This is a genomic window from Ruegeria sp. BH6 (assembly GCF_056538105.1).
Window position 1 is genome coordinate 160,636 of sequence record NZ_JBQFSR010000003.1, and the last position, 25,281, is coordinate 185,916.

General features: G+C 53.6%; 27 protein-coding genes. 14 read left to right on the forward strand and 13 right to left on the reverse strand.

Translation table 11 applies throughout. The features are described from left to right. Nucleotides 1–442 precede the first annotated feature (442 nt). Nucleotides 443–1,099, reverse strand: a complete 657-nt coding sequence (locus ACR0B8_RS08750) for a GntR family transcriptional regulator (protein WP_170394381.1) — start codon at nucleotides 1,097–1,099, stop codon at nucleotides 443–445. 212 nt (nucleotides 1,100–1,311) lie between these two features. Between ACR0B8_RS08750 and ACR0B8_RS08755 the strand changes: the two genes are divergently transcribed. Then, entirely contained in the window at nucleotides 1,312–2,712 is a 1,401-nt protein-coding gene (locus ACR0B8_RS08755) for an NCS1 family nucleobase:cation symporter-1 (RefSeq protein WP_480686150.1), read from the forward strand. A gap of 589 nt (nucleotides 2,713–3,301) precedes the next feature. Here ACR0B8_RS08755 and ACR0B8_RS08760 read toward each other — a convergent pair. After that, a complete protein-coding gene (locus ACR0B8_RS08760; protein WP_170359638.1) occupies nucleotides 3,302–4,201 on the reverse strand; it encodes a LysR family transcriptional regulator in 900 nt (299 codons plus the stop codon). A 96-nt stretch (nucleotides 4,202–4,297) separates the two neighbouring features. Between ACR0B8_RS08760 and ACR0B8_RS08765 the strand changes: the two genes are divergently transcribed. Both ACR0B8_RS08765 and ACR0B8_RS08770 read left to right on the forward strand, forming a co-directional pair. Further along, on the forward strand, nucleotides 4,298–4,945 hold the full coding sequence (locus ACR0B8_RS08765; protein ID WP_170377329.1) for a class I SAM-dependent methyltransferase: 648 nt from the start codon (nucleotides 4,298–4,300) through the stop codon (nucleotides 4,943–4,945). Between the two features lie 66 nt (nucleotides 4,946–5,011). Next, a complete protein-coding gene (locus ACR0B8_RS08770) occupies nucleotides 5,012–5,485 on the forward strand; it encodes a GNAT family N-acetyltransferase (RefSeq protein WP_170360093.1) in 474 nt (157 codons plus the stop codon). Here the strand turns inward: ACR0B8_RS08770 and ACR0B8_RS08775 are convergent. Further along, nucleotides 5,452–6,585, reverse strand: a complete 1,134-nt coding sequence (locus ACR0B8_RS08775; protein ID WP_217356013.1) for an AraC family transcriptional regulator — start codon at nucleotides 6,583–6,585, stop codon at nucleotides 5,452–5,454. The genes ACR0B8_RS08770 and ACR0B8_RS08775 overlap by 34 nt on opposite strands. Before the next feature lie 11 nt (nucleotides 6,586–6,596). On the opposite strand from ACR0B8_RS08775, the gene ACR0B8_RS08780 reads away from it, so the two are divergent. The 3 genes from ACR0B8_RS08780 (at nucleotide 6,597) to ACR0B8_RS08790 (ending at nucleotide 8,439) form a co-directional block, all read left to right on the forward strand. Continuing rightward, nucleotides 6,597–7,424 carry an NmrA family NAD(P)-binding protein gene (locus ACR0B8_RS08780; protein WP_170359643.1) on the forward strand — a complete coding sequence of 276 codons (828 nt, stop codon included), beginning with the start codon at nucleotides 6,597–6,599 and terminating at the stop codon, nucleotides 7,422–7,424. A gap of 28 nt (nucleotides 7,425–7,452) precedes the next feature. Continuing rightward, a complete protein-coding gene (locus ACR0B8_RS08785; RefSeq protein WP_170359644.1) occupies nucleotides 7,453–7,857 on the forward strand; it encodes a DUF4345 domain-containing protein in 405 nt (134 codons plus the stop codon). Between the two features lie 174 nt (nucleotides 7,858–8,031). Next, nucleotides 8,032–8,439: a (R)-mandelonitrile lyase gene (locus tag ACR0B8_RS08790; protein WP_170350246.1), complete on the forward strand. Its 408-nt coding sequence runs from the start codon at nucleotides 8,032–8,034 to the stop codon at nucleotides 8,437–8,439. 172 nt (nucleotides 8,440–8,611) lie between these two features. Here the strand turns inward: ACR0B8_RS08790 and ACR0B8_RS08795 are convergent, their stop codons facing one another. From ACR0B8_RS08795 to ACR0B8_RS08805, 3 genes are all read right to left on the reverse strand, one after another. Further along, nucleotides 8,612–8,824, reverse strand: a complete 213-nt coding sequence (locus tag ACR0B8_RS08795; RefSeq protein WP_170359648.1) for a hypothetical protein — start codon at nucleotides 8,822–8,824, stop codon at nucleotides 8,612–8,614. A 506-nt stretch (nucleotides 8,825–9,330) separates the two neighbouring features. Beyond that, nucleotides 9,331–9,684, reverse strand: a complete 354-nt coding sequence (locus ACR0B8_RS08800) for a putative quinol monooxygenase (protein WP_170359650.1) — start codon at nucleotides 9,682–9,684, stop codon at nucleotides 9,331–9,333. 96 nt (nucleotides 9,685–9,780) lie between these two features. Beyond that, nucleotides 9,781–10,542, reverse strand: coding sequence for an IclR family transcriptional regulator (locus ACR0B8_RS08805; RefSeq protein ID WP_170359652.1), 762 nt, complete (start codon nucleotides 10,540–10,542; stop codon nucleotides 9,781–9,783). Between the two features lie 70 nt (nucleotides 10,543–10,612). Between ACR0B8_RS08805 and ACR0B8_RS08810 the strand changes: the two genes are divergently transcribed. The 3 genes from ACR0B8_RS08810 to ACR0B8_RS08820 are packed head-to-tail and all read left to right on the forward strand — an operon-like array spanning nucleotide 10,613 to nucleotide 12,798. Then, entirely contained in the window at nucleotides 10,613–11,968 is a 1,356-nt protein-coding gene (locus tag ACR0B8_RS08810; RefSeq protein WP_226688885.1) for a selenium-binding family protein, read from the forward strand. A gap of 2 nt (nucleotides 11,969–11,970) precedes the next feature. Then, nucleotides 11,971–12,330, forward strand: coding sequence for a 2Fe-2S iron-sulfur cluster-binding protein (locus tag ACR0B8_RS08815; RefSeq protein ID WP_480640955.1), 360 nt, complete (start codon nucleotides 11,971–11,973; stop codon nucleotides 12,328–12,330). 3 nt (nucleotides 12,331–12,333) lie between these two features. Further along, nucleotides 12,334–12,798, forward strand: coding sequence for a CoA-binding protein (locus ACR0B8_RS08820; RefSeq protein ID WP_170350251.1), 465 nt, complete (start codon nucleotides 12,334–12,336; stop codon nucleotides 12,796–12,798). 306 nt (nucleotides 12,799–13,104) lie between these two features. Here the strand turns inward: ACR0B8_RS08820 and ACR0B8_RS08825 are convergent, their stop codons facing one another. Both ACR0B8_RS08825 and ACR0B8_RS08830 read right to left on the reverse strand, forming a co-directional pair. After that, nucleotides 13,105–13,932, reverse strand: coding sequence for a hypothetical protein (locus ACR0B8_RS08825; RefSeq protein WP_170359656.1), 828 nt, complete (start codon nucleotides 13,930–13,932; stop codon nucleotides 13,105–13,107). 593 nt (nucleotides 13,933–14,525) lie between these two features. Further along, on the reverse strand, nucleotides 14,526–15,425 hold the full coding sequence (locus ACR0B8_RS08830) for a LysR family transcriptional regulator (RefSeq protein ID WP_226688886.1): 900 nt from the start codon (nucleotides 15,423–15,425) through the stop codon (nucleotides 14,526–14,528). Nucleotides 15,426–15,541: 116 nt separating this feature from the next. Here ACR0B8_RS08830 and ACR0B8_RS08835 point away from each other — a divergent pair, with 116 nt between their 5' ends. The 3 genes from ACR0B8_RS08835 (at nucleotide 15,542) to ACR0B8_RS08845 (ending at nucleotide 18,031) form a co-directional block, all read left to right on the forward strand. After that, nucleotides 15,542–16,096: an NAD(P)H-dependent oxidoreductase gene (locus tag ACR0B8_RS08835; protein ID WP_170359660.1), complete on the forward strand. Its 555-nt coding sequence runs from the start codon at nucleotides 15,542–15,544 to the stop codon at nucleotides 16,094–16,096. Nucleotides 16,097–16,130: 34 nt separating this feature from the next. Then, nucleotides 16,131–16,868, forward strand: a complete 738-nt coding sequence (locus ACR0B8_RS08840; RefSeq protein WP_480658374.1) for an SDR family NAD(P)-dependent oxidoreductase — start codon at nucleotides 16,131–16,133, stop codon at nucleotides 16,866–16,868. A gap of 425 nt (nucleotides 16,869–17,293) precedes the next feature. Continuing rightward, nucleotides 17,294–18,031 carry an adenylate/guanylate cyclase domain-containing protein gene (locus ACR0B8_RS08845; protein WP_226688887.1) on the forward strand — a complete coding sequence of 246 codons (738 nt, stop codon included), beginning with the start codon at nucleotides 17,294–17,296 and terminating at the stop codon, nucleotides 18,029–18,031. A 199-nt stretch (nucleotides 18,032–18,230) separates the two neighbouring features. Here the strand turns inward: ACR0B8_RS08845 and ACR0B8_RS08850 are convergent, their stop codons facing one another. The 3 genes from ACR0B8_RS08850 to ACR0B8_RS08860 form a co-directional block, all read right to left on the reverse strand. Beyond that, nucleotides 18,231–18,638: a universal stress protein gene (locus tag ACR0B8_RS08850; protein WP_170397468.1), complete on the reverse strand. Its 408-nt coding sequence runs from the start codon at nucleotides 18,636–18,638 to the stop codon at nucleotides 18,231–18,233. 60 nt (nucleotides 18,639–18,698) lie between these two features. Further along, nucleotides 18,699–19,148 carry a phasin family protein gene (locus ACR0B8_RS08855; protein WP_226688888.1) on the reverse strand — a complete coding sequence of 150 codons (450 nt, stop codon included), beginning with the start codon at nucleotides 19,146–19,148 and terminating at the stop codon, nucleotides 18,699–18,701. Between the two features lie 131 nt (nucleotides 19,149–19,279). Continuing rightward, nucleotides 19,280–19,750 carry a c-type cytochrome gene (locus ACR0B8_RS08860; RefSeq protein WP_480658371.1) on the reverse strand — a complete coding sequence of 157 codons (471 nt, stop codon included), beginning with the start codon at nucleotides 19,748–19,750 and terminating at the stop codon, nucleotides 19,280–19,282. Nucleotides 19,751–20,013: 263 nt separating this feature from the next. On the opposite strand from ACR0B8_RS08860, the gene ACR0B8_RS08865 reads away from it, so the two are divergent. Both ACR0B8_RS08865 and ACR0B8_RS08870 read left to right on the forward strand, forming a co-directional pair. After that, nucleotides 20,014–21,234, forward strand: a complete 1,221-nt coding sequence (locus tag ACR0B8_RS08865) for an APC family permease (protein ID WP_170359673.1) — start codon at nucleotides 20,014–20,016, stop codon at nucleotides 21,232–21,234. Between the two features lie 48 nt (nucleotides 21,235–21,282). Next, nucleotides 21,283–22,899: an MFS transporter gene (locus tag ACR0B8_RS08870; protein ID WP_480658369.1), complete on the forward strand. Its 1,617-nt coding sequence runs from the start codon at nucleotides 21,283–21,285 to the stop codon at nucleotides 22,897–22,899. 9 nt (nucleotides 22,900–22,908) lie between these two features. Here ACR0B8_RS08870 and ACR0B8_RS08875 read toward each other — a convergent pair whose 3' ends face one another. Beyond that, nucleotides 22,909–24,483 (reverse strand): trypsin-like peptidase domain-containing protein, encoded by a 1,575-nt coding sequence (locus ACR0B8_RS08875; protein WP_170411513.1) that lies wholly within the window; start codon nucleotides 24,481–24,483, stop codon nucleotides 22,909–22,911. Between the two features lie 150 nt (nucleotides 24,484–24,633). Then, nucleotides 24,634–25,134 (reverse strand): Hsp20/alpha crystallin family protein, encoded by a 501-nt coding sequence (locus tag ACR0B8_RS08880; RefSeq protein ID WP_480658367.1) that lies wholly within the window; start codon nucleotides 25,132–25,134, stop codon nucleotides 24,634–24,636. Between the last annotated feature and the right edge of the window lie 147 nt (nucleotides 25,135–25,281).

Here is a 25,281-nt window from a genome sequence, read left to right on the forward strand (position 1 = left end):
GTACGAATTACTCGGAAGTGCAGTGGCAAACGTCGCCCAAAAAACGTAAAGATTTCTTGCGTCGGCTTCGGGCTCAGACCGGTCATCTGACGATATCAGTAGGTCATTGAGTTGGTTCAATCGGCACCAAGGTCAGCGACGCGGACTTTGCCGACATTGGTGTTTTGCTATGTCGCTGACGCAGCATTTCCTCGCACTCGCGGCAGCACCTTTTCGGTGGCGCAGCGAAATTTCACCGAACCGGACCTTCACTGGTGACAATTCTGGTAAATTCAAACCGCCCTTTCGCCGCAAGCGGGATCGACCATCGTGGAGCGGGACAAAGCGCCCTTTGCAAGTTCAGCCATAAAGGTCTGCTTTAACAATCCTGCGATCAGGTCATGGAGAATAATTCCACGATCAAACCGCTTCGCGGGGTCGAATGGCGCAACAAATACGGATGTCAGGCAACGCCCCACCACCGTAGGGTTTGTTCGCAGTGATACCGGATAGCTTGCACAGCGGCTTCAACGTCACGGCTTTCCAGGGCGTCAATGATAGAAATATGCTCTTTCATCGCAGAGACGATCCGGTCTTGAATAAACGGGCGCACATTCTGGATAATTGCGATCCGCATCCGGTTGGCGTCATAAGCGGCCGCTAGTTGAGGATTATTCAGCCCCTCGGCCAGAAAATCGTGCAACGTCAAGTCGACTTCGACGGCTTTTGGCGAAAGATTATTTCCCGCACCGCTGCGGGCCGCGAGACGCATCTCATCGTGCTGCTTCCGCAAGGCTTTCAATTCCGAGATCGCGCCGCCAGCAATTCTCCGCCGCGCGCCTTCCTGGTCCAGTACCATGCGAAAATCAAGACACTCCCGGATGGTTTCAGGCCGCGCTTCCATAACTTTTACACCGCGCTTTGGCAATGTGGACACCAATCCAAGTGCGCTGGCCTGTTTCACCGCTTCGCGGATGGCTGCAATCGGGCAATCAAGTATACCGACAAGTTGCGACATTGAGACGAACTGACCGTCCCGCAACTCCCCGGATCGAAGTGCGGACCAAAGGGCGCGCTGGGCTTTATCCGCTGACAATGTGCCTTCGGTAAAATGGCTCATCGATTTCCTCGTCTGCGCTATTGTCAACCAGAACAGTAAAGTGTTGGCTGAAGTATTTGATAGTCGACTACATGATATATCTTCTAAAATGTTACTTGCAAGTTCAATTTCGCGCGAAGATTCGCCGAGATTCAAATTTCCGCTCGGATCTCGGGCGCAGGGAGGAAAAAATGGCTTCAATTGACAACACACCCGTCGTGCATGGCGGCACGATGGATCCGGAAGGAAACACTCTCAACCCAGTCGGTGCCGATGAAAAATCCTGGGGGCCGTTCGCGATCTTCAATATTTGGGCAAATGACGTACAGTCTCTCTTTGGGTATTCCCTTGTGGCCTCGCTGTTCATTTCGTTTGGTGTCGGAGGCTGGACTGCTTTCGCGGCTTTGATCACGGCCGGGCTTTTTGTAATGTGGATGGTCAACCTGTCTGGGGCCCCAGGTGAAAAATACGGCATCCCCTATCCGGTCTTGGCTCGCGCCAGCCTGGGAACCCAGGGCGCCAAGCTTCCGGCCGTTCTACGCGCGATAGTCGCGGTGTTCTGGTACGGGGTGCAGGTCTATTTTGCCTCAACGGCTGTTGCCCTGCTGATCCGTTCGATCACGGGTGTGAGTGGCGGGGAAGAAATTCTCGGCCTGACTGGCATTGACTGGATTTCCTTCCTTATTGTCTGGGGCTTCCACATCGTTATCTTCTGGCGTGGCATGAACTGGGTTGAAACTTTCCTGAACATTGCTGGTCCCTTCGTCTATTTGGTGATGATCGGCCTTGTGATAGTGCTTTGGCAGCGTTCTGACGGTCAGCTTCTCTCGGCCACAGCGACGATCTTCGCCAATCCCGAAGGTACTGCTTGGACCGAATTCAAAGGGTTCGTCGCCATCGTCGGTACAATGGTTGCGTATTTCGCGGCCGTGATGATTAATTTCAGCGACTTCTCTCGCTATGCCAAAGACAAGCGGGCGATGAAATTGGGTAACCTTGCCGGCCTGCCTTTCAACATGATCCTGTTTTCGGCACTGGCGCTTCTGACAACTGGCGGTGCTGCAGTGGTCTATGGCGAGGCAATTATCAACCCGACCGAGATTGTCGAACGTACCGACAGCGTACTTCTGGGAATCATAGCGGCGATGACTTTTTTTGCCGCAACTGTTGGGATCAACCTAGTGGCTAACTTCATCCCGGCGGTCAACGGCATCGCCAACTTGTCGCCTGAGAAGATCAGCTTCCGTAAAGCCGGTTTGATTACATCGATCTTTGCCTTGGTGATTGGCGGGTTTTGGAACAGCTTCATCAGCCAGTTCGGGATCAGCGGTTTCGTAAACACGCTTGGCGCGGTGCTCGCTCCGATTTTTGGCATCATGATTGTTGACTACTATGCCCACCGCAAGGAACAACTTAGTGAAGCCGATCTCTACAACATGAGCGGCGGTATCTATCACTATGACAACGGCTGGAACAACGCCGCGGTCAAAGCCTTCGGTATTGCTGCGGTCTTCTCGGTTGCGACAGTCTGGGTTCCATGGTTCTCGGTCCTGTCCGGCTTCAACTGGGTGATTGGCGCGCTCCTTGGCGGTGCAGTTTACAACGCCATCGCCAAGGACCATGTGAAGGTCTGACAATGGCTTGGCCGGTGGAGCGTTGTACTTCGCTGGCCATCCATTTTTTCAGTAAGAGTTCTTCTTTTAGCTCGTTGACGCAGCAGTTATTTTGATTCACTTACTACAACAAAGCCGTCATACGCTGCGGCGCAGAAGTCTTGCAATTAGAGCTTAAGAGGCGCCGTTCTCTGCTCTTCCCGCTAAGGTCGACTGCCAGCAAAGCTGACTTTCGCCGCCAAGATTGAGTGTTGCAAAGGCAACAGGTAGTTTCACCCCGTCGCATCTGCGCAACGTGCTATCGATTGCCATGTTGAATTGTGCAAGGTCGCGATGGTTCTGGGCCAATCCAAGTCGCACTCGGATTACCCAGACGTGCTTTGGTTTCAATTGTCGCTTCTGGCCGACGCTCCGGCCGTTGTTCCAGGCCGGGCAAAGAGCGCGAATGGCAGGTAAGTCTGGGTTTCCATAACTGATCCTCCGCTCCGCTATGCACGCCCACAACGACGACCCGACGATGACGAGGGACGATAACAGGATGCTGCACCGCCTCCAAGGTCGGCTTGGAGCCCTGAGCAGACTCCAGTTCACACACCAGACCAACTCACGTTCAATAATTTGTCCGCGAGCCGAGATGGTCTGCAAGCTGATCAAATACCAACCTGATCCTTCGCGCTGTTTGTAACTCAGAGTGTGTGGCCAACCAGATAGGAAACTTGAACGGCTCGCGTTCGGGCAGAACACGCTCCACACCGGGTGTCAGGGCCGCCACATCGTCTGACATAACACTAATGCCGAAGCCTTGGCGCACAAGCTCCCATGACACTATCCCGCTCTGCGATCCAATCCGAAATTTCTTGCGGGTTACTTCGATGCCAGCCGGATTGAGAAATCCAATCATCGTGTCAACATCGCCAAAGCCGACGAAATCCAACTTAGCAAGTTCGTCTTCATTTCGTGGTCGCCCAACCTGTTCGAGGTATGAAGGGGCAGCGTAAAAATGTGCCGTCGCTTCTGCCACGAGCTTTGCAATCAGGTCCGGCTGTGTCGGGCGCACATGCCGAATTGCGATATCTGCCTCGCGCCGCTGTATGTCTCGTATGTCATTTGCTGCGACAACGTCGATCTCAAGCCGCGGTGCCGCGAGCCTGATCTGTTTGAGAATAGGCGGTAGCTGATAGGCTGACATCACGTCGGAAGCAGTGATCCTGACTTGCCCTTCAACTGCTTGTGACTGGCTTGTTGCGGTCAGAGAAATTTTGTTCGCGACATTTGCCATTTCACTGACATGCACCAAAAGCTCAGCACCGGCTGTTGTCAGATTAAGCGACTTGCCAACCCTCTCAAACAAGGTGACGCCAAGCGCCTGTTCCAGCGCGGCGACCTGACGACCGACGGTTGGCTGGGTCTGCTCAAGCACGCGCGCCGCGGCGGAAAACGAACCTTCTTCTGCCGTTGCAAGAAAGGACCGTGCCTGGTTCCAATCGAAATTGATAGCGTTCCAATTCATGCATTAATGCATAACAGTTCTGCAATATCTGGCAATTTAATAAATCGGCGTTTTAAGATATTGGCTGCGGTGACACCAAAGGAAAAGAGAAACGATATGGCTGCATTGTCCAAAGATGCCGCGTTCTGGAGCAAGATTTCGCGCAAATATGCGGCTGATCCTATCCGGAACATGGAAGGGTATCTGAACACGCTCGAACGTACAAAGTCCTACCTGCAAGCCGAAGACAGCGTGCTGGAAATCGGGTGTGGGACGGGGTCAACCGCGTTGCTACTGGCACCACATGTGGCTCAAGTCACTGCCTCCGATCTCGCACCGGGGATGATCGAAATCGCCAATGAGAAACTCGCTGAAGAAGAGCTGGAGAATGTAACGTTCAAAGTGGCCGAGGTTCTGCAGCACGATCCTGACGACGGTTCTTACGACGCTGTCCTCGCACATAATCTACTGCACCTTGTACCTGATATGGGCCATGCACTCGAACACATTGCGACCCTTACAAAACCCGGTGGAGTATTCATTTCTAAGACCGTCTGCGCTCCAGAGAGTGGAGGGTTCAAATATGGCATAATCAGCCGAATAGCGATCCCGATTATGCAGGTGCTCGGGAAAGCTCCGTTCGTAAATTTTGTATCCGTAGCTGAACTCCAGCACGCTATTGAACGTGCGGGCTTCGATATCGTTGAGACAGCGGATCAAGCCGGGTTATTGCCGAGCCGGTACATTGTCGCGAGAAAGCTGTGAAACAGTATTCGCGCCATAATTACTTTGCATGCAAGGGACAGCTCGGGCCATCAAGTGAGTACAATGATGAAAGATGGGATTTCATTTGCACGCCTTTCGGAAATCGATCCGAATGACATTGCGGTTCATATGTCCGACCCCCGGGTAGCAGAGCATATGCCGCTTTTGACGTTCAAATGGAATGTTGAGGTCGCAAGAGAATTTGTCGCCAAAAAGGAAGGCTACTGGGCGCGGGACGGTCTTGGACATTGGGCGTTTTTGTCAGGCGGTCGGTATGTTGGTTGGGGGGGCTTTCAAAAAGAAGGTAACGAGTGGGATTTTGGGTTGGTTTTGCGGCCCGACGCCTTTGGACTTGGGGAACGGATTGCCAAAATGGCAATCGACTTTGCGATCGCTGACAAACGTATCCCCTTTGTCACGTTTCTGCTGCCACCAAGTAGAAATAATCTGGGTGCACTCCGGAAACTCGGTGCCAAACGCATCGGCGAGATCGAATACGAAGATGCTCAGTTTCTCAAGTTTCGCCTGGATACGGAGTGAACTCCGTTCTTCCTGATTTTTCCCGGTGGTGCGCCAAATACCCGTTTGAAGGCTTTGTTGAACGCAGGCTCTGACAAGTATCCAATGTCAGCGGCAATCTGCGAGATTGGTTGATCGGTAGACACCAACCTTTCGCAGGCCAGGTGCATACGCCACGTTGCAAGATACTGAATTGCTGGAACGCCTACCAACCCAGTAAACCGCGCCGCGAACGCGGATCTGGACATACCAGCAACCTCCGCGAGAGACTCGACTGTCCAAGCCGCAGCAGGCGTACGGTGAATGGCGACTATCGTGCGCCCGATCTGCGGGTCTCGCGCCGCTTTCAACCAGCCGCGGTTTGCGTCTGGTGCGCTGTTCAGCCAACGACGAATGGCCTCGATGACAACGACATCTGCCAGGCGCGTAATCACGGTTTCGCCACCCGGTCTCAATTCCCGCGCCTCTTTCGCGATGAATTGCAAAGTCGCCTGTAGCCAGCTTCCGGCATCCTCTTCCCACGGGTCGATTTTGAGCACATCCGGAAGCAAGCCCATCAACATACCACTGGCGGCGTGATCGATCCGGACGAGGCCGTACATGATGCCCGTCTCCGCTCCACCACCACCGTATTCCAGTGTTTCATAGAGCTCGGTCACCTTGCGAATGGGCAACTCTTCCAGCGTCAAAAGCGGCGTGTCTTCCGAGCTGAAAAAACCGATGGGCGCACCGTTGGTCATCAAGACCAGGTCGCCTTTTTCGACCTCAAAGGGGTCATCTTGTCCGACCTTCATGAAGCAACGCCCGTGCGTAATGACCGCAAAGCTCAGTATGTCGGGAAAGCCTGGTATAGACACGCCCCAAGGAGCGGACATGCGCGACTGGCAGTAGAATGTGCCGGTGAGCTTCAGAAGATGAAGGATTTCCCCCAGCGGATCGCCAATCGGCTGCGCCAGTGCATCGGGGTCGGGGACATGAGGGTCAAACTGGTTCATGTCATGAGATTGGACGAAATTCACCTGTTCGTCTATTCGATTTGGACGATTGGATAAGAATGCGGGATTTTGAAGAATAGAACATCTCTTTTGATTACCTAATTTCGGGCCATCAACTGAACTCAAGGAGATGACCAATGACACAGCAATCCATTCTCGTACTTGGCGCAACAGGCAAAACCGGATCGCGGATCGCGACACGTCTGGAAGAAAAAGGGCAGACAGTCCGGCGCGGATCGCGGAACAGTGAAACGCCATTTGACTGGGAACAACCGCAGACCTGGCCCGCAATCCTGGAAGGCGTTTCGGCTGCCTATATTTCTTACTTTCCTGACATCGCTTTTCCTGGCGCGGTTGAGCAAGTCGAAGCCTTCACAGCATTGGCTCGTGAAAAGGGATTACAGCGTCTTGTGCTGCTGACCGGGCGTGGCGAGTTTCATGCGGAACGAGCGGAAGCAGTCGTACGCAATTCCGGAGTTCCGTTCACTATCGTTCGTGCAGCATGGTTTGCACAAAACTTCTCTGAAGGGGCATTGCTTAGTCCGGTCATGGCAGGTGTCTTGCCGATGCCCGCCGGCGATGTACGCGAACCGATCATCGACGTGGACGACATCGCCGATGTTGCCGTAGCTGCTTTGACAGAAGAAGGACACGACGGCGAGCTTTACGAGGTCACCGGCCCCCGTCTAATGACGTTTGCAGACATGGCCGCAGAGCTTTCGCGCGCCATGGGCAGGACTGTGCAATACCTGCCAATTTCATTCGAAGACTTCCACGCGGAAATCGCGCATGCGAATGGCGAGATGATTGCTGATGTGATCACGGACATCGCGCGTGAAACGCTGGACGGGCGCAATGCGAACCTCGCGAACGGTGTCCAGCGTGCGCTTGGACGCGCGCCACGCGACTTCGCCGACTTCGCAAACAAAGCTGCAATGTCTGGCGCGTGGACCAAAGCCGCTTGAGCCAGGCCAAAGGACATTGGAGACAATCATGAAACTTGAACTTAGACGCAGACTTATCTTGGGGATGTCCGGATTAACGGCATTCGCCATAGGTCTGGCCATCACACTGGACCCACAGACTTTCTACGCCAACTACGGCATCGTACTCTCGCCGCAGCCAAACCTCATGAGCGAGTTGCGCGCACCTGCTGCCAATCTCGCGGTTCTTGGCCTGATCATCTTGTGCGGAGCATGTTACCAAAAGTTGGTCCAGACCTCAGCCTTGCTTGGAGTCACGGTATTTTCTGCTTTTGCCCTCGGTAGGACAATTAGTTTCGTCCTCGATGGCTTGCCATCTGACAGCATTCTTGCCGCATTTGCGATAGAGGTTTTTCTTGCTTTGCTTTGCCTGTGGGTTGTCGGTGGAAATGCGAAATCTGCAGCGCAAGCCTGAGACGGCTTTGTCTGCAACTCGGCCGTAGGTCCTGTTCAAACCGATGACCGGTTCCAGTCGCATTCTGGGCATTCGACAATGGCGCTCTGATGGCCGCGTCGACCCGGCGCGCCTCTGGGTTTGAAATCGGAACTCTGCTAAGTCGCCAAGAGCAGCGCATCGAAGGAGCACATCATGGAGATTCACCGCGCCGGGGACCGGCCCTCTCAATTTCCCGGCAATGAGTATTTCACCGGTACGGTCCGCTTTGATCCCGTTGTAACAGGGAATGATCCCTCGCCGGTCAAGATCCTTACGGTGACTTTTGAGCCCGGCGCACGGACAGCTTGGCACACGCACCCTGCCGGTCAAACGCTGCATGTTTTGTCGGGCTTGGGCCTGGCTGGGTCTGAGGGGCAGCCAGTGCAGGTGTTGCGCCCTGGCGATACGGTGTGGTTCGCGCCAGGAGAGCGGCATTGGCACGGCGCGTCGCCTGACTGTGCGATGACCCATCTGGCTGTGCAGACCTCTGTTGAAGGCAAGACTGCGGATTGGATGGAGCATGTCTCAGACGAGGATTACAGCGCAGCCCGCGCAGAATGAAGCGTTTGAGCCCTAACGAGCAAGTTGCAGCAGAGTAACCCCTTCTACGCCCATTCAAAGAGGGGTTAACGGATTTTTCATCTCATGACAGGCGCGGCCCTTGTTTCGTTCCTGAGAGGCCCGCACTGCGCGTTTTCACTTTTCTGGTTTTCTGGCCCCCTCAGCCACCCATTTACCCTGCAAAATCCCATCGCTGCAGAACGTCTCTCGTCCGTGCCATTTTCTGCGCGTTGGCCACAACCTCATGCGCTCCGTCGCGCACCTCCTCATCGAACAGAAAAGACTCCTCGTACCCACATGCATTGCCGGCAGCCTTCTCACCCGAAACCAGCGTATCCGGCGATCCGCATTCCGGGCATCGTGCCTGGACGTCATCGTTGAACATATCACGACCTCTCCTTCCTTTACCGATTGCCAGAACCGGGTCCCCCCGCCAGCATCGCTGATTGGCGCATCCGCTTGAACTCGTCTGGGGTGACGGTTCCGCTGCTGACATCGATACCTTTTGGGATCCGAGCTCTCTTGTGTCCGATCGCGCGAACGCTGCCTCTTGTGATCTCCAGACAGGTCGACTCGTAGCATGTCAGCCCGCTTGTGTTGATTTGGATGGCAGTCTGACCGTTCGCGTCAGTGACCAATGGAGCCTGTGTAGGTGGGCTGCACGCTGAAACCAGCAACGCGAAGCCAAAATAAATCCATGTGTTCATACGAAATTCCCTTTTTCTCTGAAATAGGCTGGCAGCTGTTCAGTCAAATCTGTCGGGTGTCAGCTTCGAGCGCATCGAAGACGCTCTCGAAACATCATCGCATGATCGCATCGTGTCCAAAGCGGACCAGCACCAAAACCCGTAATGTTCTCGCACGGACGAAATTTTCAAACGTTGGTCAATTTTACCATAGTAGCAGGCTTGCTTTTTGCGCCTCGAAACCTTTTGGCGTCGGAAAAAGCGAGCGCATCCTGGCAACAAGTTCGATCTCACCATCCAGCATCTTTCGGACAGTGTTTAACCAGTTATTGAAGGTTTCAGATTCCCAATGATCTTGGACCGCGGCTTCGTTCCTGAACACTTCGTAGAAATAGAAACGATTTGGGTTTGTTTCATCCACCAAAATATGAAACTGGAAAACTTCGGGTTCTTCACTGACAACATTTTGCGCTTGGAAGATGCTGGCGTCCAAAAAGGGCTGCCGATACTCAGGTTTTACGTTGATCACGAAGAACCCACCAAACATTGCATCGTCCATATTTGTCTCCTTCATTGACCTAAAAGCGGCGAAGGTCGCAAAACACACCTGTCCTGCTGGATGGCGTTAACCTACAGCACTGCGATACCCATAACCCTAAGCGGGTATCCTTTCTTTATCTGCTTCACCCCATCCTAGCGCGCGTGCAAGTTCGTGTGACATTGTGGTAAGTGTATGGCCAATCTTTTCTCGCTTCGAAGGTGTAAACACCCGAAGAGACGCCGTAGCGCCGATTGAAAGCGTCGCACCAACACCTGTCTTGGTCAGCGTTGTTGCGACAGAACTGATCCCGCGCTCGAGCTCTTCAACACATACGGCATACCCTTTGGCTCGAATGACATCGAGTTCCGCGGCCAGATCCTTAGGGTCGGTAATCGTGCGATCTGTGTATCGTTTAAGCTGCCCATCCAATCGGTCTTGAGACAGCAGCTCAGGCGACACGGCGGCGATTGCCTTGGCGCAAGAGCACGCGTGCATTGGTCGTTTGCCCATACCTGGATGAAGAAAAGACACGCCCGTCTGCGGTGTCTCCACATGAATAATCTCAACCCAATGGCCCCGTAGCCGAGACAAGAAGAACGCAGCGCCATAGTCATTCGCGGCGCCAGAGAGGACAGGCGCAATCACCTGCAAAAGAGCGGGATCAGAGTGATCGCTCAACGTGATACGCTTTAGCCTAATCCCAATCGCGAACTCACCGCGGGTTGGTGCTTCAAGTAGGCCGGACAAAACAAGGTCTTGAACCAGCCTGTAGGCCGTCGGTTTAGGTATACCGGACTGGGCACAGATATCCGCTACGGACGCACGTCCTTTTTGACCCACGATTTCCAAAATCAGCGCTAATCGTTCGAGATGCATTTTTCTCACTTTATGATAAATAAGTTTTCGATATACGATACAATTTAGGGAATCAAGGGAGGAGCACACGATGGATGGACAATGCTGTGGACCGGGCTTCAAGAGTCCGCAAGAAGCCATCAAAGCCCCCCGAGAAAAGCTACTCTACACGATCGCCATCTACACCGGGACAGGGATCCAGAAGCCTGATTACCTTGCTACTGTGGATGTCGACCCTGACAGCCCGACCTATTCTCAGGTAATCAATAGGCTGGAAATGCCGGGGATTGGGGACGAGCTTCACCATATGGGGTGGAACGCCTGTTCGTCCTGTCACGACGACGGCTCGATGTCCCGCAAATACCTGATCCTGCCAGGCGTACGCTCTAACAACCTTCACATCGTAGATACAGCCACTGACCCGCGTGCGCCGCGGTTGCATAAGGTCATCGACGGGGCCGAGATCAAGGCCAAGGCAGATTTATCGGGCCCGCATACGGTGCATTGTTTGGGCTCGGAAATCATCATTTCCTTCCTTGGAAATGCCAAGGGTGAAGCTCCTGGAGGCTATCTGCATCTCGACAAAGAGTTCAACATCGTCGGTCGCTGGGAAACCTCGATGGGCGATATCAAGTTTGGCTACGATTTCTGGTACCAACCGCGCCACAACGTGATGGTCAGTTCCGAATGGGCTGCGCCCAATACCTTCATGCCGGGCTTCGATCTGGAAGAAGTGGGCCATCTGAAATATGGGCGGGAGCTGCATTTTTGGGATTTCGAAAAGCGCGAGCCGGTCGAAAGCTTCTATTTGGGTGAAGACGGGCTGTTGCCACTGGAAGTCAAGTTCCACCATGACCCCGACAGCACGCATGGGTTCTGTGGCGCAGCTCTTTCGACCAATGTGATCCATTGGTGGCAAGACGATTCTAAAAAGTGGCGGTGGGAAAAGATCATCGACGTGGAAAACGAGATGCACCCCGAATGGCCGATCCCGTTGCCGGGGGTTATGTCGGCGATCCTGATCTCGATGGACGACAAATACTTGTATCTGAACAATTGGCTGCATGGAGATATGCGCCAGTATGACATCACCGACCCGCATAATCCCAAGCTGACCGGCCAAGTGTTTATGGGGGGCCTTTTGGGTAAAGCTCCGATCGTTAACGGGGTCGAGGTCGCGGGTGGTCCGCAAATGTTCCAGCTCTCTCTCGACGGACGAAGGCTTTATGTCACGACCTCGCTGTTTTCGACTTGGGATAACCAGTTCTATCCCGAGATCCGCGAAAAGGGCGGGGTAATGGTGATGATCGATTGCGACCCTGAAAACGGTGGTATGAAGATCAACGAGGATTTCATTGTGGACTTTGGCAAAGAACCGAATGGTCCATCGCGCTGTCACGAGAGCCGGTATCCGGGTGGTGATTGCACAAGCGACATCTGGCTATGACTATGTATACCGTGACGATCGCGAACAGAGATGGCGCGCAATACTGTGTGGATGCGCGGCGTCCACTTCTGGAAACGCTGAGAGAACAGGGCGTCGACTTGCCTTTTGGGTGCAAGTATGGCGGCTGCATTACCTGCGCGGCAAAACTAAAGACTGGCGCGATCGATCAACGCCGACAGGTTGCGCTGAATAATCGGCAAATCGCGAACGGCTATGTGATTCTTTGCGTGGCACGTCCAACATCCGACATCACGCTTGAGATAGGGGTCGAGAGCCATGACGAACTGTACCGCAATCCGTTTCTCGACCCACTCAAACCCCACGAACTCAAGGCTGACATTGCGACGCCGAAGGAAGGTTAACCGATGCCCGAAGCAGATATTGATCGCATCTACGATTACGACCCCAAGTACCTAGCCGACATCCTGCAGTCGGTCAAAACCATTGCAATGGTTGGGGCTAGTGCGGACAAAACAAAATTCAGTTATGGCGTTCTGCGACAGCTCAGTGAAATCGGCTATGATATTGTACCGGTGAATCCTAACCCGAATGTTTCGGAAATTAGAGGACTCAAGGTCTACCACTCGCTAGAAGAGATCGACAAACATGTTGATATGGTTGACGTCTTCCGCCCAAAGGAAGAGTTGTATGGCTTTGCCGAGAAGGCTATCGCTATCGGGGCAAAAGTTCTTTGGGGTCAAATCGGTGTGTACGACGACCAAGCAGCGCAACTCGCTGAAGCGGCGGGCCTTAAAGTCGTGATGAACCGATGCCCCAAGATTGAACTCTTCCGCCCTTTTTGGAAGCCGCGCCTGGACCTAAAGATATGATGGAAATTCGATTGGTAGCGGCCTCCTCAGCATCCAATGAGGGTGCCAATTGAGATATTGTGCTTACGGAAGAGAAGACAAGTAATCCTGTCACTCTACACAACCGCCTAGTCTAAAACCAAAAATGTCCGATTAGTTTGGAGAACCAAAGGCCGCTTTGTCCGCAGTGCGGTTTCTCACGACAATTCGACGAACGACCGCACCAAGCCCTGAGCGGAAGTGTCAAAGTCTCGCTGCGCGCGCTCGCAGCACGGATTTTGCCGCGTAAGCATCATCTTGAGCACGGCAACGCGGTGCGAAGAGCGTTCATTCGCGCCGGGTGCAGCGAGATTTCGTCTGGTAATGAGCGAGACGCGGACTTTGCTGCCGTCCAGGAATTGAAACCGAAAGCCAGCTATTGGTTTCCAACGACCATTCCTGCGCTTTGACCTCAAGGGCTTCATCTCTCAGGTAGAAATGAAAATGCCGCGTCCCAGACCCTTCCATCTTGACCCAAGGCGTGGGGTCCATGTCGTCTCTGGTGTCGCCTGAAATTTCGTAGAACTCGCCCCATGACGGAGCGAGCCCACTGAAACGGCATTGGCCCCCATACCAACCATGGTCATTCATTGGTGTCACACGATACCGCTCGCAGCCTGAAAAGCGGACTGTGATTGAGGGTATGTTCTCGTATTTACGATAGGCGTATGGATTTGGCCGCATTTGGGCCAGTAACGTTTGATCATTCTGCTCAATCTTGAGGCCGACATCATTTGGATGCGCGTTCCAAGTTTCATTGAGGTGATTAAATGTCGGCAGATCATCCGTTTGGAAGTGCCAAGGCAGTTCGTCTTTAGGGATCCAAGTGACGACAGGGCGATCTGGACTCTGCGCTAACGGGCGAAGAGCTTCGCTAGGTTTGTTGACCAAGACAGCAATACTGCCGCGCCCCGGCATCTTCCAACCAGTCAGGCAGTCTCTAAACCACCGCCTATCGACTTGAGCGATAGTCAAGTGCTGGTCCGCAACCGTTAATACGTCTCCTGCCTCTGGAACGTGTGTGAGCCGATCCAACATCAGGACGGTTCGAGGTTTTCCAAATTCATCATCTGGTAAGGCAAAAACGTCGGTCAGCCGACCCTTGGGTTTGCGCACACGGTTGCTCCACTTGCTGGAACTGACGTTACCCTTAATGAAAAACCTTTGAAAGCAGACACTCTGGCACCGTGCAGTATCGTTAAATTTGGGCTCGCAGTCGACCAATGCCCATGCAGCAAGGCATTGGACGCAGGCGTCGCGGAACCAGCCGTCGATAGATCGAGCCAAGCCCTTGATCTTGAGTCGCCTCGCTCGCCGGACGGTCGTTCACAAATCAGGAGCCGAGCTTCGCGCTACAGGCGGCGAATGCGGGCTGAGAGCCCGGAGCCGCCATTACTATGAGAACTGAGTGCTGCGGGTGCATTTGTCTGCTCTCCGCGCATTGTCGACCTTGGTCGCCTAGATGCCCGCCATTGTCTGAGTGAAATGATCGGATGTCGGCTGCGAGCCCATCCTGTGAATTTGATTTTCTCGCTGCGTGAGCTCGCAGCACAGACTTTTCCGCGTGCGCATCATCTTGTGCACAGCAACGCGTCTGAAGAACCGGCCGTTCCTGCGCAGCGCAGCGACAATGGATGCGCCAACTCACAGGTCGCGGACTTAGTGCTAATTCAGACGACATTGGAGTGAGCTCAATGGCGCCCTTTTGATTAAGCACCAACGGGCTTCTTTTTCAGGTGTTGAATAAAGAGGCGCAGTGGTGTCATCGAACGGTATTCCCGCGGGAAAAAGATATTGATGCCGGGGATGGAAACCCTGTTTTGGACTAAGACTTCTTCGACTAAACCGGATGCCAGTGATTCCAGACACGTGTCGCGAAACGAATAAGCTATTCCCAGCCCGCGGGCCGCCATTTCAACCGTGACCGGCGAAGAGTTTGCGATCAGGCTACCGCCCACTTCGACGGCGTAGTCACCTTCAGGGCCGGTGAATGTCCAGGGGGCGAATTGGCCGGAGCTTTGGAAGCGGTAGCGCAGACAATTGTGTTCCAACAAATCCCTTGGGTTTTCTGGGGTGCCATTCTCCGCAAGATACTTCGGGCTTGCCACCACAGCTGTTTGCAATGGACTTGTTAAGCAGATGGCAATCATATCCTGCGCAATCATGCCACCCATACGAAATCCAGCATGGAAGCCCTCGCCAAGCACATCCGACAAAGCATCGGTTAGCAGCAGCTCAACCTCGATCTCGGGGTATAGCTCCTGGAATGAGACCAGCGCTTCGCGAACGACCAGATGATAGGCGATCTCGGAAATCGCGAGCTTCAACGTACCGCGGGCTGAATGGCCTGCTGTAAGTGCGCTTTCAAGCCCGTCGGCAAGTTGATCAAATGCCGGGCCCGAGCTTCTCGCCAGAGCACGCCCGGCTTCTGTCAGATTGATTGACCGCGTCGTCCGGATGAACAGTGCAGTTCCAAGTCTGTCTTCTAGGTTCTTTAGCTGATGACTTACTGTGGACCGTTTGAGCCCCAGCTTTTGTGCAGCAGCACTCAGGCTGCCGTGTTGAGCAATCGCATTGAACACTTCGAGAGTGGAAAGAGGCAGGCGCATTGGTGCATCTCCTACACCATAGAGATGGTTAACAGGCATATTGTTGTCTGTGATGGAATAAATAGATTTGGCCAACAAGTAAACGCGCCCCCCCGGACGGCAGAGACAAATCACCAATGAACATTCTCGTTTTGACCGCTCATCCAAACCTCAAAGCCTCATTGGTAAACCGAGTGTGGTTTGACGCCCTGTCAGATGTGGCAGGCATCGCAACCCGTGACCTGATGGCCGTCGGCGGGCGAGAGATGAAATTTGATCCGGAGGTCGAACAGGCGCTGCTTCGGAATGCTGACCGTGTCGTGTTACAGTTTCCGTTCTACTGGTACTCCTCCCCGCCCGTACTCAAGGCGTGGCTTGATCAGGTGTTGCTTGCCGGGTTTGCCTATGGCCCCGGTGGCAACCAACTAAACGGAAAAGAGCTCGTGCTTGCCGTTTCCACTGGCGGACCGGTCGAAAGCTACCGGACTGCTGCATTCAACAATTTTTCCATGTCCGAGTTTCTGACTCCGTTTCGACAGACGGCACTTACAACTGGCATGACCTATCTGCCGCCGTTCGTACTCCACAGTGCGATGAGCCAGGACCAGATCCGGATCGAAGCAAGCGTTCCGGCGTTGATTGCGCATCTGACTGGGCAACAGCCTGAAGCCAGCGCCAAGTTGGCTGGATAGGCACATACCCCTCGCTAAAAATCAGGAGAAGTAAATGGAAAACCTCGAAAACAAAGTGATCCTTATCACCGGTGGTGGTGCGGGAATTGGGAAAGCCACGGCATCTGCCTTTATTGCCAATGGGGCGAAGGTGGTTATTACCGGTCGCAGACAATCCGTTCTTGAAGAAGCAACTCAGAAACTTGGGCCGCAAGCCTACGCTATTGTTGGGGATGTCAGCAAAGATGGCGAACCGGCCCGAATTATCGAGGAGACCATCCGCAAATTTGGCCGGCTGGATGTTTTGGTCAACAATGCTGGAACAGGAAAGATGGGTCCACTGTCTGAAACCAGTGACCAGGATATCGAAAGCATTTACCGAACCAACGTGTTTGGACCGCTGGCTTTTGCCCGCGAGGCAACCCCCCATCTTGCCATCAGTAAGGGGGCAATCATCAATATTTCTTCGGTAGTCGCGCGCGGCATGATGCCTGGTGCTGCGGTTTACGCATCGTCAAAGGCAGCTGTGGACCACGCAACCAGACTCATTGCTGCGGAACTCGGTCCAATGGGCATCCGGGTCAATGCGGTCGCACCCGGACTTACAGACACGGAAATAACGGCAGACGTAAAGTCAAATGAACAAATGCTAGGAATGATTATCGCTCAAACACCGATGGGTCGCATCGGTGAACCTGAAGACATCGCAAACGCGGTTCTTTTGCTTGCCGATAACCGTGCCGGGTGGATCACAGGCCAGTCTGTACAAGCAGGTGGAGGGTTCCTGTTGTAAGGCGACGAGGGTGATTTTGAACATCAAGCTTCAATAGATATCCGCAGAGGGTCAAAAGCGACCCGGCAACATCTTCAAGATGATGTTGTCGGGTCTTCAATGATTACAGCATGAGATTTCTTGCCGAACCAAACGATTTGCTGAGTTACACCGTCGGGATCAATATTGCGCTGCTGAAGCAACGAAAACCGCAAAGACTGACTCACTTGAATTAGCCTTTGTAGGGCAATGTACGAACTCTGCGTTTAGCGCCTCTTCAAGCGTTAAGCAGCATCTGGAAGATTGGGGCTCAGACCAGCTCAATGCACCCGCAGTGTTTCCCGAAGAACAAGCAATCGGACAACGGCCATTCAAACCAACTGTAAAGTTCAGGTGTCAGCGCAGTGCTGATGTCTGGGCCTGGCGGGAGGATTGGAGGGCCCAACATGCCAAGAATTCAACTTCCCGCTGTCACCCCGAAACGAAGAGCCTGGATCAAGGGCCGGTTCATTGGCCAGAAACGACCGCTGTTGCCGAAACAGGTCTGGGCGATCCGAGCGCGGCTCGAATTGGCGGGCAACCTGCGCGATCTTACATTGTTCAACGTGGCGATTGATAGGCGACTTGGTGAAACTGGGTTTACCACCATGTGCGAGAGCGACGCCCCTGGCGATGTCGTTGATTTCTTGCACGGGTATCATGACAGGTTGGGCAAGGCAGTTTTCGAGAACGAAGGCACACTGGACAAATATCTGGGCGACGGGCTGATGGGGACCTTCGGGACACCAGAGCCCAGTGAGAACGACGCCAGTAACGCACTTCAATGCGCCTTTGACATGCTTGAGGTATTGAGCATCTGGAATCGTGACAGGAATGCTGAAGGGCTTCCTCCGGTACGCATCGAAATTGGCATCCACTTCGGTCCTGTAATTTCTGGTGACATCGGAAACCGGCGCCGTCTTGAATACAGTGTCATCGGCGATACCGTGAACGTCGCAAGCAGGCTGGAGCAGTTGTCGCGGAACCTAAAATCTTCTTTGTTGGTTAGCGATTTGTTGATCGAGGCCATAAGTCCGACGGACAAGGCTGGGCAATCCTTAGTTAAGAGGTTGGTGTCCGCCGGAGTGCAAGATTTGAGGGGGCGACGCGGAAAGATCGGCGTTTGGATCTACCCGCTGAAGTAGTAAGTGTTTGCGCATGGCTTTGCCATTCCCCCGAATTCAACTTTCGCAATCCATTCAGTCGGACCCGCTCATTGAGCCGGTCAACGCCATCCATTTCCATATGGTCATGCAGCGTGTGACGATCGTAAAACAACTCGGGTCTGGAAAATCGACTCATCCACAACGCTTAATCGACGTGCGGCACTTACCAGAAACCGGTTCAGCGGATCACGTGGACAGAACAATTGGCGTGGTGAACGACCCGGTTTGCAGTTGACCCAATAAAAATGTTCTCGATCCCCGGCTTGTGTGAGGCCAGCACTATGCAATCGATGTCATTTTCATTTGCGAAGTCAACGATCGCGCGGCCAGCGCTCCCCGAGACAAGGCGCGGTTTCGCACCCGATAGCTCCGCAGCATTCCGATGTAAGCTTTCCTGAAGTTCTTTTCGCGTATTTGCCAGAACTTCCTCGGGTATCTGAGATGCCACATATGCAGGGATCGGTTCCTGCACATGAAGCACTGTGAATTCCGCATCGGCATTCGCCAGCAAACGAGCAGCTTCAAATGAGGCCTGTGTATCGTGATCTTTGTCCAGTGCGACTGGTACCAGAATGTTTTTATACATATGAGCTACCTTCCATTGCTCCAGCTGCGATCGTTCCGACCTCTGCGGTGATACGGCTCTCTATACCGGATCGGATTTCGGAGATTTACCCGCCTTCTTAGCTGTGCTTGCAACATCATCCATTGTCTTTTCCACAGCTTCGACTTCGGTTTCCGCTGCATATGCTGCACATCGGGCAACTGTTTCGAACCATTCCTGAGCGTCAGCCACAAGGCGTTCGGCTGAATGCTTCTGCCACTCAGCTATGGATTGCAGTGCTTTCGCCGGATCAGTCGGGTCTGCAGCAGATGCCGAGCGCGCAGCTTCCAGCGCGGTTCGCACAGCCTCGTGACGCCTCTCAAACCAATGCTGAGCAAAGGCCTCTGCCTCTTTCAGCGATTTTTCCTGCATGTCCCAGAATTGCTCAAGCTGAGCGTCCAGAAACGGATTGGCTGAAGTAGATGGCTGCATCTGCTTGAAGATATCGACAAGTGGGTTGGAGTAACTTGATTTTGGCTTCTCTTCAGGCATCGGAGATTCCTCCTCATCTCTAAATGCTGAATATTAACTGAGATCGTGGAAACTTGCCTTAATGTAAATCAACCACCGCCGGCAAACGTGGTAGTGGTGTCCTGCAATCCAAGGGTGGACTTTGTGCCAACCTATTCGGTCTGTATAGCCTCAAGATACGCAATCACATTCGCCAACGGCACACCTGCGAACATCGGTTGGCCGTCAGGCATCGTCAGTGCAACTTTTTGATCCGAATCCAAAGCTGGTCCAAAAATGGGCATTTCTCCACCATGCGCGAGCAATGGTGCGCGACCATCAATTTGACGCGCCACCGCCTCAATCGGAAAAACACCGTCGTTTTGGGCCGCGAGCCTCGTCAGATCAGGTGTCCTTATCGCCAGCATCTCCGCCATTGGACCATCTCCTGTGGCCTCGAAACCATGGCATTGCCAACAATAAGTTCTGTAGAGATCGTGCCCATTTTGAAGGTCAATATCCTGCGCCAGTGCAGCACTTGCAGCAAGTATTGACAAAAGAAGTCCGCGACAAACTAGCATCTGTTCCTCCTCCGAGATCAGCATTTCGAGTTGAAAATACGCGATATCGAATGAATGCTTCATTGATCTCGCTCATATTCAACCTTTGAGTACCAGCTGGGAAAAACCATCACGAAACGACGGTCGCAGCATTCGGATCCGCCTCTCTGATCAGTCTTAGCGCCTGATGATATAGATCAATGCCAAATAAAGAATTACATATCAAAGTATGAATGTTTCAGAATAAGCTCGGCATGAGCAGTGATGAGCCCTTGGTTTATCATCGGGGTGCTTGTTTGCGGCACAGCTTCGGTAACCCGGCAATTGCCCATCAAGGAGTGAGGTGAATGCATACAGTTGATCCACCGTCCCCTAAACTCCGACGTTCTCTCACCACCCCGTTGCTTACATTATATGGGCTCGGTGTTACCGTCGGTGCGGGAATTTATGTGCTCGTCGGCGCAACCGCCGAGGCCGCGGGCCCTTATGCTGCAGTTTCGTTTCTTGTTGCAGCGCTCGTCGTTTCGCTGACGGCTTTGTCGTACGCCGAACTCGCGACACGCTATCCCGTAAGCGCGGGTGAAGCGGCATACGTTGAAGCGGGATTTCAAAGGGGCTGGATGGCGGTTTTAATCGGTCTTGCCGTTGCTGCGTCCGGGATTATTTCAGCCTCCGCTGTTGCGATTGGGGCGGCCTCATACCTTCACACCCTGACGGGGCTTGGCACCGCATTGCTTACGATCGGCGTTGTGTCGGTCATGGGGCTGATTGCAATCTGGGGCATTACACAATCGGTATTTGTGGCAGCCGTGATCACGGTCATCGAGATCGCGGGGCTTCTTTTTGTGATTGGCTGGGGCATGTCTGTGCAGGAACCGCAAGGCCATGAAATTAGTGAGATGATTCCGGGACTCGAGCTCAGTACCTGGCGCGGTATTATGGCGGCATCTCTGCTGGCATTTTTTGCCTTTGTCGGCTTTGAGGACATGGCAAACGTCGCCGAAGAGGTGAAAGACCCAACCCACACAATTCCAAAGGCTATCCTTTTGACGCTCGTTCTCGCGACGGGTTTGTATCTAGCGACCTCGATCACGGTCCTGCTCGTTGTTCCTATCGATACCTTGTCGACCTCGGCCGCCCCACTCACGCTGGTTTTCTTCGACGCACCCGAAGTAATCAAACAAGGGTTCGCCGCAGTCGCAGTCGTTGCAACAGTCAATGGCGTCTTGATCCAGATGATTATGGCGTCGCGGGTGATCTATGGTCTTGCCGACCGGGATCATCTTCCGAAAATACTGGCGGCTGTCCCGCAGGTTACCCAAACACCGGTCGTCGCAACCCTGTTGGTAGTTGCGATAATTCTTCTGCTGACGCAAACTTTGCCAATCGGCATACTAGCGGAACGCACATCCCAGATCGTTTTGGGAGTGTTTGTTTTGGTCAACGTCTCGTTGATATTGCTGAAGACCCGGCCAGGGTCAACTCGGGAACATTTCCGCGTACCTCTTGTTGTGCCAATCCTTGGGGTGCTGACCAGCGCTCTGCTTTTTGGTGCCGGATTTCTCTGAGAGGAAAGCCGACAGCACAGGGTCACCAGAACGGGGTCCGACTGACGCATGAACACTGACCGATCAACATTTGGAAGGCGGATTTCAGGCTGGTGGCACCGGACTTTCGTTGATCTGGTCGCGCAATTGCAATGGTCTTACCTGCCACCATTTATGGTTTACTTTGCGGCCGGGGTTTCGGGGCTAACATCCGTCGTCGGTGCGTTTTTTCTTAAGGACTATCTGAATCTATCCGCCGCTTTTGTTGCGGGATTGGCATTCTGGGCCGGGTTGCCGTGGATTCTAAAAATGCCGCTGGGTCATCTGGTTGACCTGTTCTGGCGCTGGAAATCTCTACTGATTGTCGTTGGCGCATCCTTTATCACGGCGTCATTGCTCATCATGTACAGGCTTGTGGCTGCGCCTGACCAAATGGCCGGCATTATGCCACTTGAGGATTGGTACGTCGTTGCCTTGATGTTGGCTCCTTCAGGTTATGCCATTCAGGATGTCGTTGCTGACGCCATGACAGTCGAAGCAGTGCCGCAATCGGACCGAGACGGACGCGCGTTTATTCAGGACGAAGTTCGTGCCCGGCACACCACCATGCAGACCCTCGGCAGGATTGCGATCATATCCGGGTTTGCGGGGGTCGCCGCGGTTAACATCTGGATTTTTTCGGGGGCGGAAAATCTGGAGCAAGCCGATCGTTTGGTTCTCTACGGTCGGGTCTATCTCATTGCCCTGGCTATCCCACTGTTGTCTGTCAGTGGAGTGGTTCTTCACGCTCTGATACAGCGTCGCCTCGTTCGTCGAGGACACCTTCTGCACAAACCAGATCAAACCACCGAAGTCAGGTGGCCGATACTGCTGGGCGGACTTGCGTTTGTTGTTCTCAGCATAGTGTTGGGAACCGCAAATTTTGCCTTCGCGCAAGAGACCGTTTTTGCGGTGTCGCTCACGGTCATTCTCTACCTCATGTCGCGTTTGCTGAGAGAGCTGGAGTCGAAACAGGCCAAAGTTCTGATCGGGACAGCAACTATCATTTTCGTTTTTCGAGCAGTTCCCTTGCCAGGACCGGGCCTGACCTGGTTCGAGATCGACGAGCTTGGGTTTGACGAACAGTTCCTGGCCATTCTAGCGCTTCTGACCTCACTACTTGCTCTGCTTGGTATGATTATCCTCAGGCCGTTTATGGCAAGTCGTTCGATTGCGCAGGTTGTAGTGTTACTCACGATTGCCGCCGGAGTGCTGTCCCTGCCAAACCTTGCCTTGTACTACGGGGTGCATGAATGGACGGCCGCGCGCACAGGTGGGGTCGTGGATGCAAGGTTTATAGCGATTCTTGACACAGCCGTTGAGTCACCGCTGGGTCAGATCGCGATGGTCCCAATGTTGGCTTGGATCGCGCGCAACGCCCCAACACATCTGAAGGCTACCTTTTTTGCGGTCATGGCGTCGTTCACCAACATGGCATTGTCAGCAAGCAGTCTCGGTACAAAATACCTGAATCAGATCTTTACCGTTACCCGCGCGATTACCGATCCCAGAACGGGTACCGTTGCCTCCGTCGCTGACTATAGCCATTTGGGGAACTTGCTGATTACCGTGGGCTTGATCTCTGTCATCATCCCACTGGCTGTGGTTTTTCTGGTGCAAAACTCGCCTTATCAGACGCGCGATTGAATATGCGGATCAATCGCTTTCATCGAGAAGTATCTTGAGGTGTGACACCGGAACGCCAATATTCGAGCCGCCAAATTCGGGTAAGATCGCGGCATTGATAGCAACCACCTCGCCGTTTCGGTTAAGGGCAGGTCCGCCGCTTCCGCCGGTTGTGGTTTCAGCATCATAAACGACTGCACCGGGGCTGGTCTGGGCGACGATCCCCCGGCTGGCCAGAGGCCTGATCTTGTTCTGCTCTGAAAGGTGTTTTGCAATAGTCCAGAAATCGACGGCGCCGTCTCTCTCAAGCGTCTTCAGAAAATCCGACCCAGCCTGCACAATCAAGGCCTTAAGGCCAGTCGGAAATCCAAGCAAGAAAACTTCTTCACCTGCTCGCGTCGGGTGAGGTGCCAGTGAAAGTCCAAGCCCTTGAACACGGTTCGCATCAACGGACAGAAGCGCCAGATCGGCCGTTTTGCTTGCCCTAAGCAATACCGCTTCCATTGGCTTGGATTGTTCTGGAAGATAAGCCAGCAGGCTAAGTATCTCGGCTTCAAGCCCTGCTGCCTTCAGGGCCTGCGCCCGATCCCCGGTCGTCCAGGGCAAGGCGACATGACGGTTGGTCACCAAAAGAGAGGTGTCCTGCAATAGAAACCCGGTTCCGGTGAACTGAAATTCTGCCGGCGCGCCTTCCGCATCTGGCTCAATCCATGGTTTTCCGAATGGAGTTTTTAGTTTCTCCCCGTCCGGGCCAAGCACATGCCGCAGCAATTTGCCGCTTTCGGTCTGTCGCAATCCGTAAGCACCCTGGATAAAGGCAATAGATCGCGTCGAGGCTGTGATAACTCGCCTTGACGCACCAGCGCGTTCTTCCAAAGTGCCAAGGCGCTGCTCGGTGGAAATCACCTGGTTGTCAAACGCTTCTCTGAGCGCGACCAGATCATCCGCCGTCAGTGCATCTTCTCGCGTTTGCGTAAGCATGACAGCAACCGCCTCGATCTTGAGAGACTCCTGTTTAAGGCTGTCCGCCAGCTTCCGGTCGTTCTGAAAAAGCAAATAACCAAAGGCAAAGATCAGAAGAAGCACACCAATAACGGTAACCCTGAACAAAACCGTGGTTTGTGATGTCAGCCGACGCCCGCCTTCGCGCAGCGCACCGGACATTTTTCTGGCAAAGGGTCGTCGGCTGGAGCGCGCATACACATATGCGTCACTTATTATGTCTTCGACCGTGTGATGTGCAGGGAATGAGTGGTCACACACCCTGTAGCGTGACATGGGCCCCTCTGCACCGAACTCAATCATGTCGCCATGCCCAAGAACTGCCGAAGCAGTTTTTTGACCATTGACCCAAATATCCCGGCCAGGCAACGCGTTTAGCGCGTAACCGCCTTGCGACCACTGAATGGTCGCCACGTCTTCGTCATGCGGGGGCAAATCCTCTTTCCGCCTGAACTTCAGGATACGATCAGGACCCACCGAAGCAGCCAAAGCGTTGCCGACAAGCCAGGTAACGGTTCCGCGGGACGGCCCCGTCAAGCTCTCCAGAAATGCACGGACATCGCCCGTTTCACTTTCCACATCGCTTTTGTCCGGCGTCCGCATTGTCCATCTCAGTTCTCTAGCCCTATTGGCACATTATCATGCGCAGCAGTGAAACCGCTATGGTGGGCAATAATGTGCTCGTTTTAAGAACACCAAAGGTTCGCGCATGCTGCCCGGGCCATGATGGTTGCGCGTGCGCCTCCATTGCGCCTATTTCGATGAGACCTTAATCTTCCGGCTGGGATCCTGAGGTTCGGTTTTCGGCATCGTGACGTGCAGGACACCTTTGTCGAACGCAGCGGAAATCTCCTCGATATCGATTGCATCAGGCAGCGTCATTGTCCGAGTGAAACTGCCATAGCTTCTCTCGCTAACGCGCAGATCGCCTGTGTCATCATGCGTAACATTCTTCTGGCCCCGCAGCGTCAATCTACGGTCTTTGATTTCGACTTCGACGTCGTCTTCTTCGAGACCCGGCAATTCAGCCGTGAGAACGATCGCTGTATCCGTTTCGTGGATGTCAATCGCCGGCGAAATCGCACCCGTCATGTCCAACGACGGGAAGCCCGTGCGTTGCGCGGCTGTTTCCAGCGGAAGGAATGGCGCTGCGCCCCCGAAAAAGCGCGACATCATGGATTCCATTTCGCGTCGAAAATTATCAGAGAGCGGATGTGTTCCAGCAAACAGTTGTGTTTTTTTGTCTTCAAGCATTTTCTGATCCTCCTCCTTCGGTGCGATTGGGGGGAGGCTGCATTATGGCAAAAAACTCGTCCAATTACCTTGATCTTGCGCAAGCAAGCGTCCTCGGTAACGCGCCAAAAGGACATCCCGGCCGTATCGGCATTCCGAATGAAACAA

What these genes read in the sequence shown, in the direction of transcription:
- ACR0B8_RS08750 (WP_170394381.1), bottom strand. Translation starts at nt 1,099, where the DNA reads ATGAGCCATTTTACCGAAGGCACATTGTCAGCGGATAAAGCCCAGCGC.
- ACR0B8_RS08755 (WP_480686150.1), top strand. Translation starts at nt 1,312, where the DNA reads ATGGATCCGGAAGGAAACACTCTCAACCCAGTCGGTGCCGATGAAAAA.
- ACR0B8_RS08760 (WP_170359638.1), bottom strand. Translation starts at nt 4,201, where the DNA reads ATGAATTGGAACGCTATCAATTTCGATTGGAACCAGGCACGGTCCTTT.
- ACR0B8_RS08765 (WP_170377329.1), top strand. Translation starts at nt 4,298, where the DNA reads ATGGCTGCATTGTCCAAAGATGCCGCGTTCTGGAGCAAGATTTCGCGC.
- ACR0B8_RS08770 (WP_170360093.1), top strand. Translation starts at nt 5,012, where the DNA reads ATGAAAGATGGGATTTCATTTGCACGCCTTTCGGAAATCGATCCGAAT.
- ACR0B8_RS08780 (WP_170359643.1), top strand. Translation starts at nt 6,597, where the DNA reads ATGACACAGCAATCCATTCTCGTACTTGGCGCAACAGGCAAAACCGGA.
- ACR0B8_RS08785 (WP_170359644.1), top strand. Translation starts at nt 7,453, where the DNA reads ATGAAACTTGAACTTAGACGCAGACTTATCTTGGGGATGTCCGGATTA.
- ACR0B8_RS08790 (WP_170350246.1), top strand. Translation starts at nt 8,032, where the DNA reads ATGGAGATTCACCGCGCCGGGGACCGGCCCTCTCAATTTCCCGGCAAT.
- ACR0B8_RS08795 (WP_170359648.1), bottom strand. Translation starts at nt 8,824, where the DNA reads ATGTTCAACGATGACGTCCAGGCACGATGCCCGGAATGCGGATCGCCG.
- ACR0B8_RS08800 (WP_170359650.1), bottom strand. Translation starts at nt 9,684, where the DNA reads ATGGACGATGCAATGTTTGGTGGGTTCTTCGTGATCAACGTAAAACCT.
- ACR0B8_RS08805 (WP_170359652.1), bottom strand. Translation starts at nt 10,542, where the DNA reads ATGCATCTCGAACGATTAGCGCTGATTTTGGAAATCGTGGGTCAAAAA.
- ACR0B8_RS08810 (WP_226688885.1), top strand. Translation starts at nt 10,613, where the DNA reads ATGGATGGACAATGCTGTGGACCGGGCTTCAAGAGTCCGCAAGAAGCC.
- ACR0B8_RS08815 (WP_480640955.1), top strand. Translation starts at nt 11,971, where the DNA reads ATGTATACCGTGACGATCGCGAACAGAGATGGCGCGCAATACTGTGTG.
- ACR0B8_RS08820 (WP_170350251.1), top strand. Translation starts at nt 12,334, where the DNA reads ATGCCCGAAGCAGATATTGATCGCATCTACGATTACGACCCCAAGTAC.
- ACR0B8_RS08830 (WP_226688886.1), bottom strand. Translation starts at nt 15,425, where the DNA reads ATGCGCCTGCCTCTTTCCACTCTCGAAGTGTTCAATGCGATTGCTCAA.
- ACR0B8_RS08835 (WP_170359660.1), top strand. Translation starts at nt 15,542, where the DNA reads ATGAACATTCTCGTTTTGACCGCTCATCCAAACCTCAAAGCCTCATTG.
- ACR0B8_RS08840 (WP_480658374.1), top strand. Translation starts at nt 16,131, where the DNA reads ATGGAAAACCTCGAAAACAAAGTGATCCTTATCACCGGTGGTGGTGCG.
- ACR0B8_RS08845 (WP_226688887.1), top strand. Translation starts at nt 17,294, where the DNA reads ATGCCAAGAATTCAACTTCCCGCTGTCACCCCGAAACGAAGAGCCTGG.
- ACR0B8_RS08850 (WP_170397468.1), bottom strand. Translation starts at nt 18,638, where the DNA reads ATGTATAAAAACATTCTGGTACCAGTCGCACTGGACAAAGATCACGAT.
- ACR0B8_RS08855 (WP_226688888.1), bottom strand. Translation starts at nt 19,148, where the DNA reads ATGCCTGAAGAGAAGCCAAAATCAAGTTACTCCAACCCACTTGTCGAT.
- ACR0B8_RS08860 (WP_480658371.1), bottom strand. Translation starts at nt 19,750, where the DNA reads ATGAAGCATTCATTCGATATCGCGTATTTTCAACTCGAAATGCTGATC.
- ACR0B8_RS08865 (WP_170359673.1), top strand. Translation starts at nt 20,014, where the DNA reads ATGCATACAGTTGATCCACCGTCCCCTAAACTCCGACGTTCTCTCACC.
- ACR0B8_RS08870 (WP_480658369.1), top strand. Translation starts at nt 21,283, where the DNA reads ATGAACACTGACCGATCAACATTTGGAAGGCGGATTTCAGGCTGGTGG.
- ACR0B8_RS08875 (WP_170411513.1), bottom strand. Translation starts at nt 24,483, where the DNA reads ATGCGGACGCCGGACAAAAGCGATGTGGAAAGTGAAACGGGCGATGTC.
- ACR0B8_RS08880 (WP_480658367.1), bottom strand. Translation starts at nt 25,134, where the DNA reads ATGCTTGAAGACAAAAAAACACAACTGTTTGCTGGAACACATCCGCTC.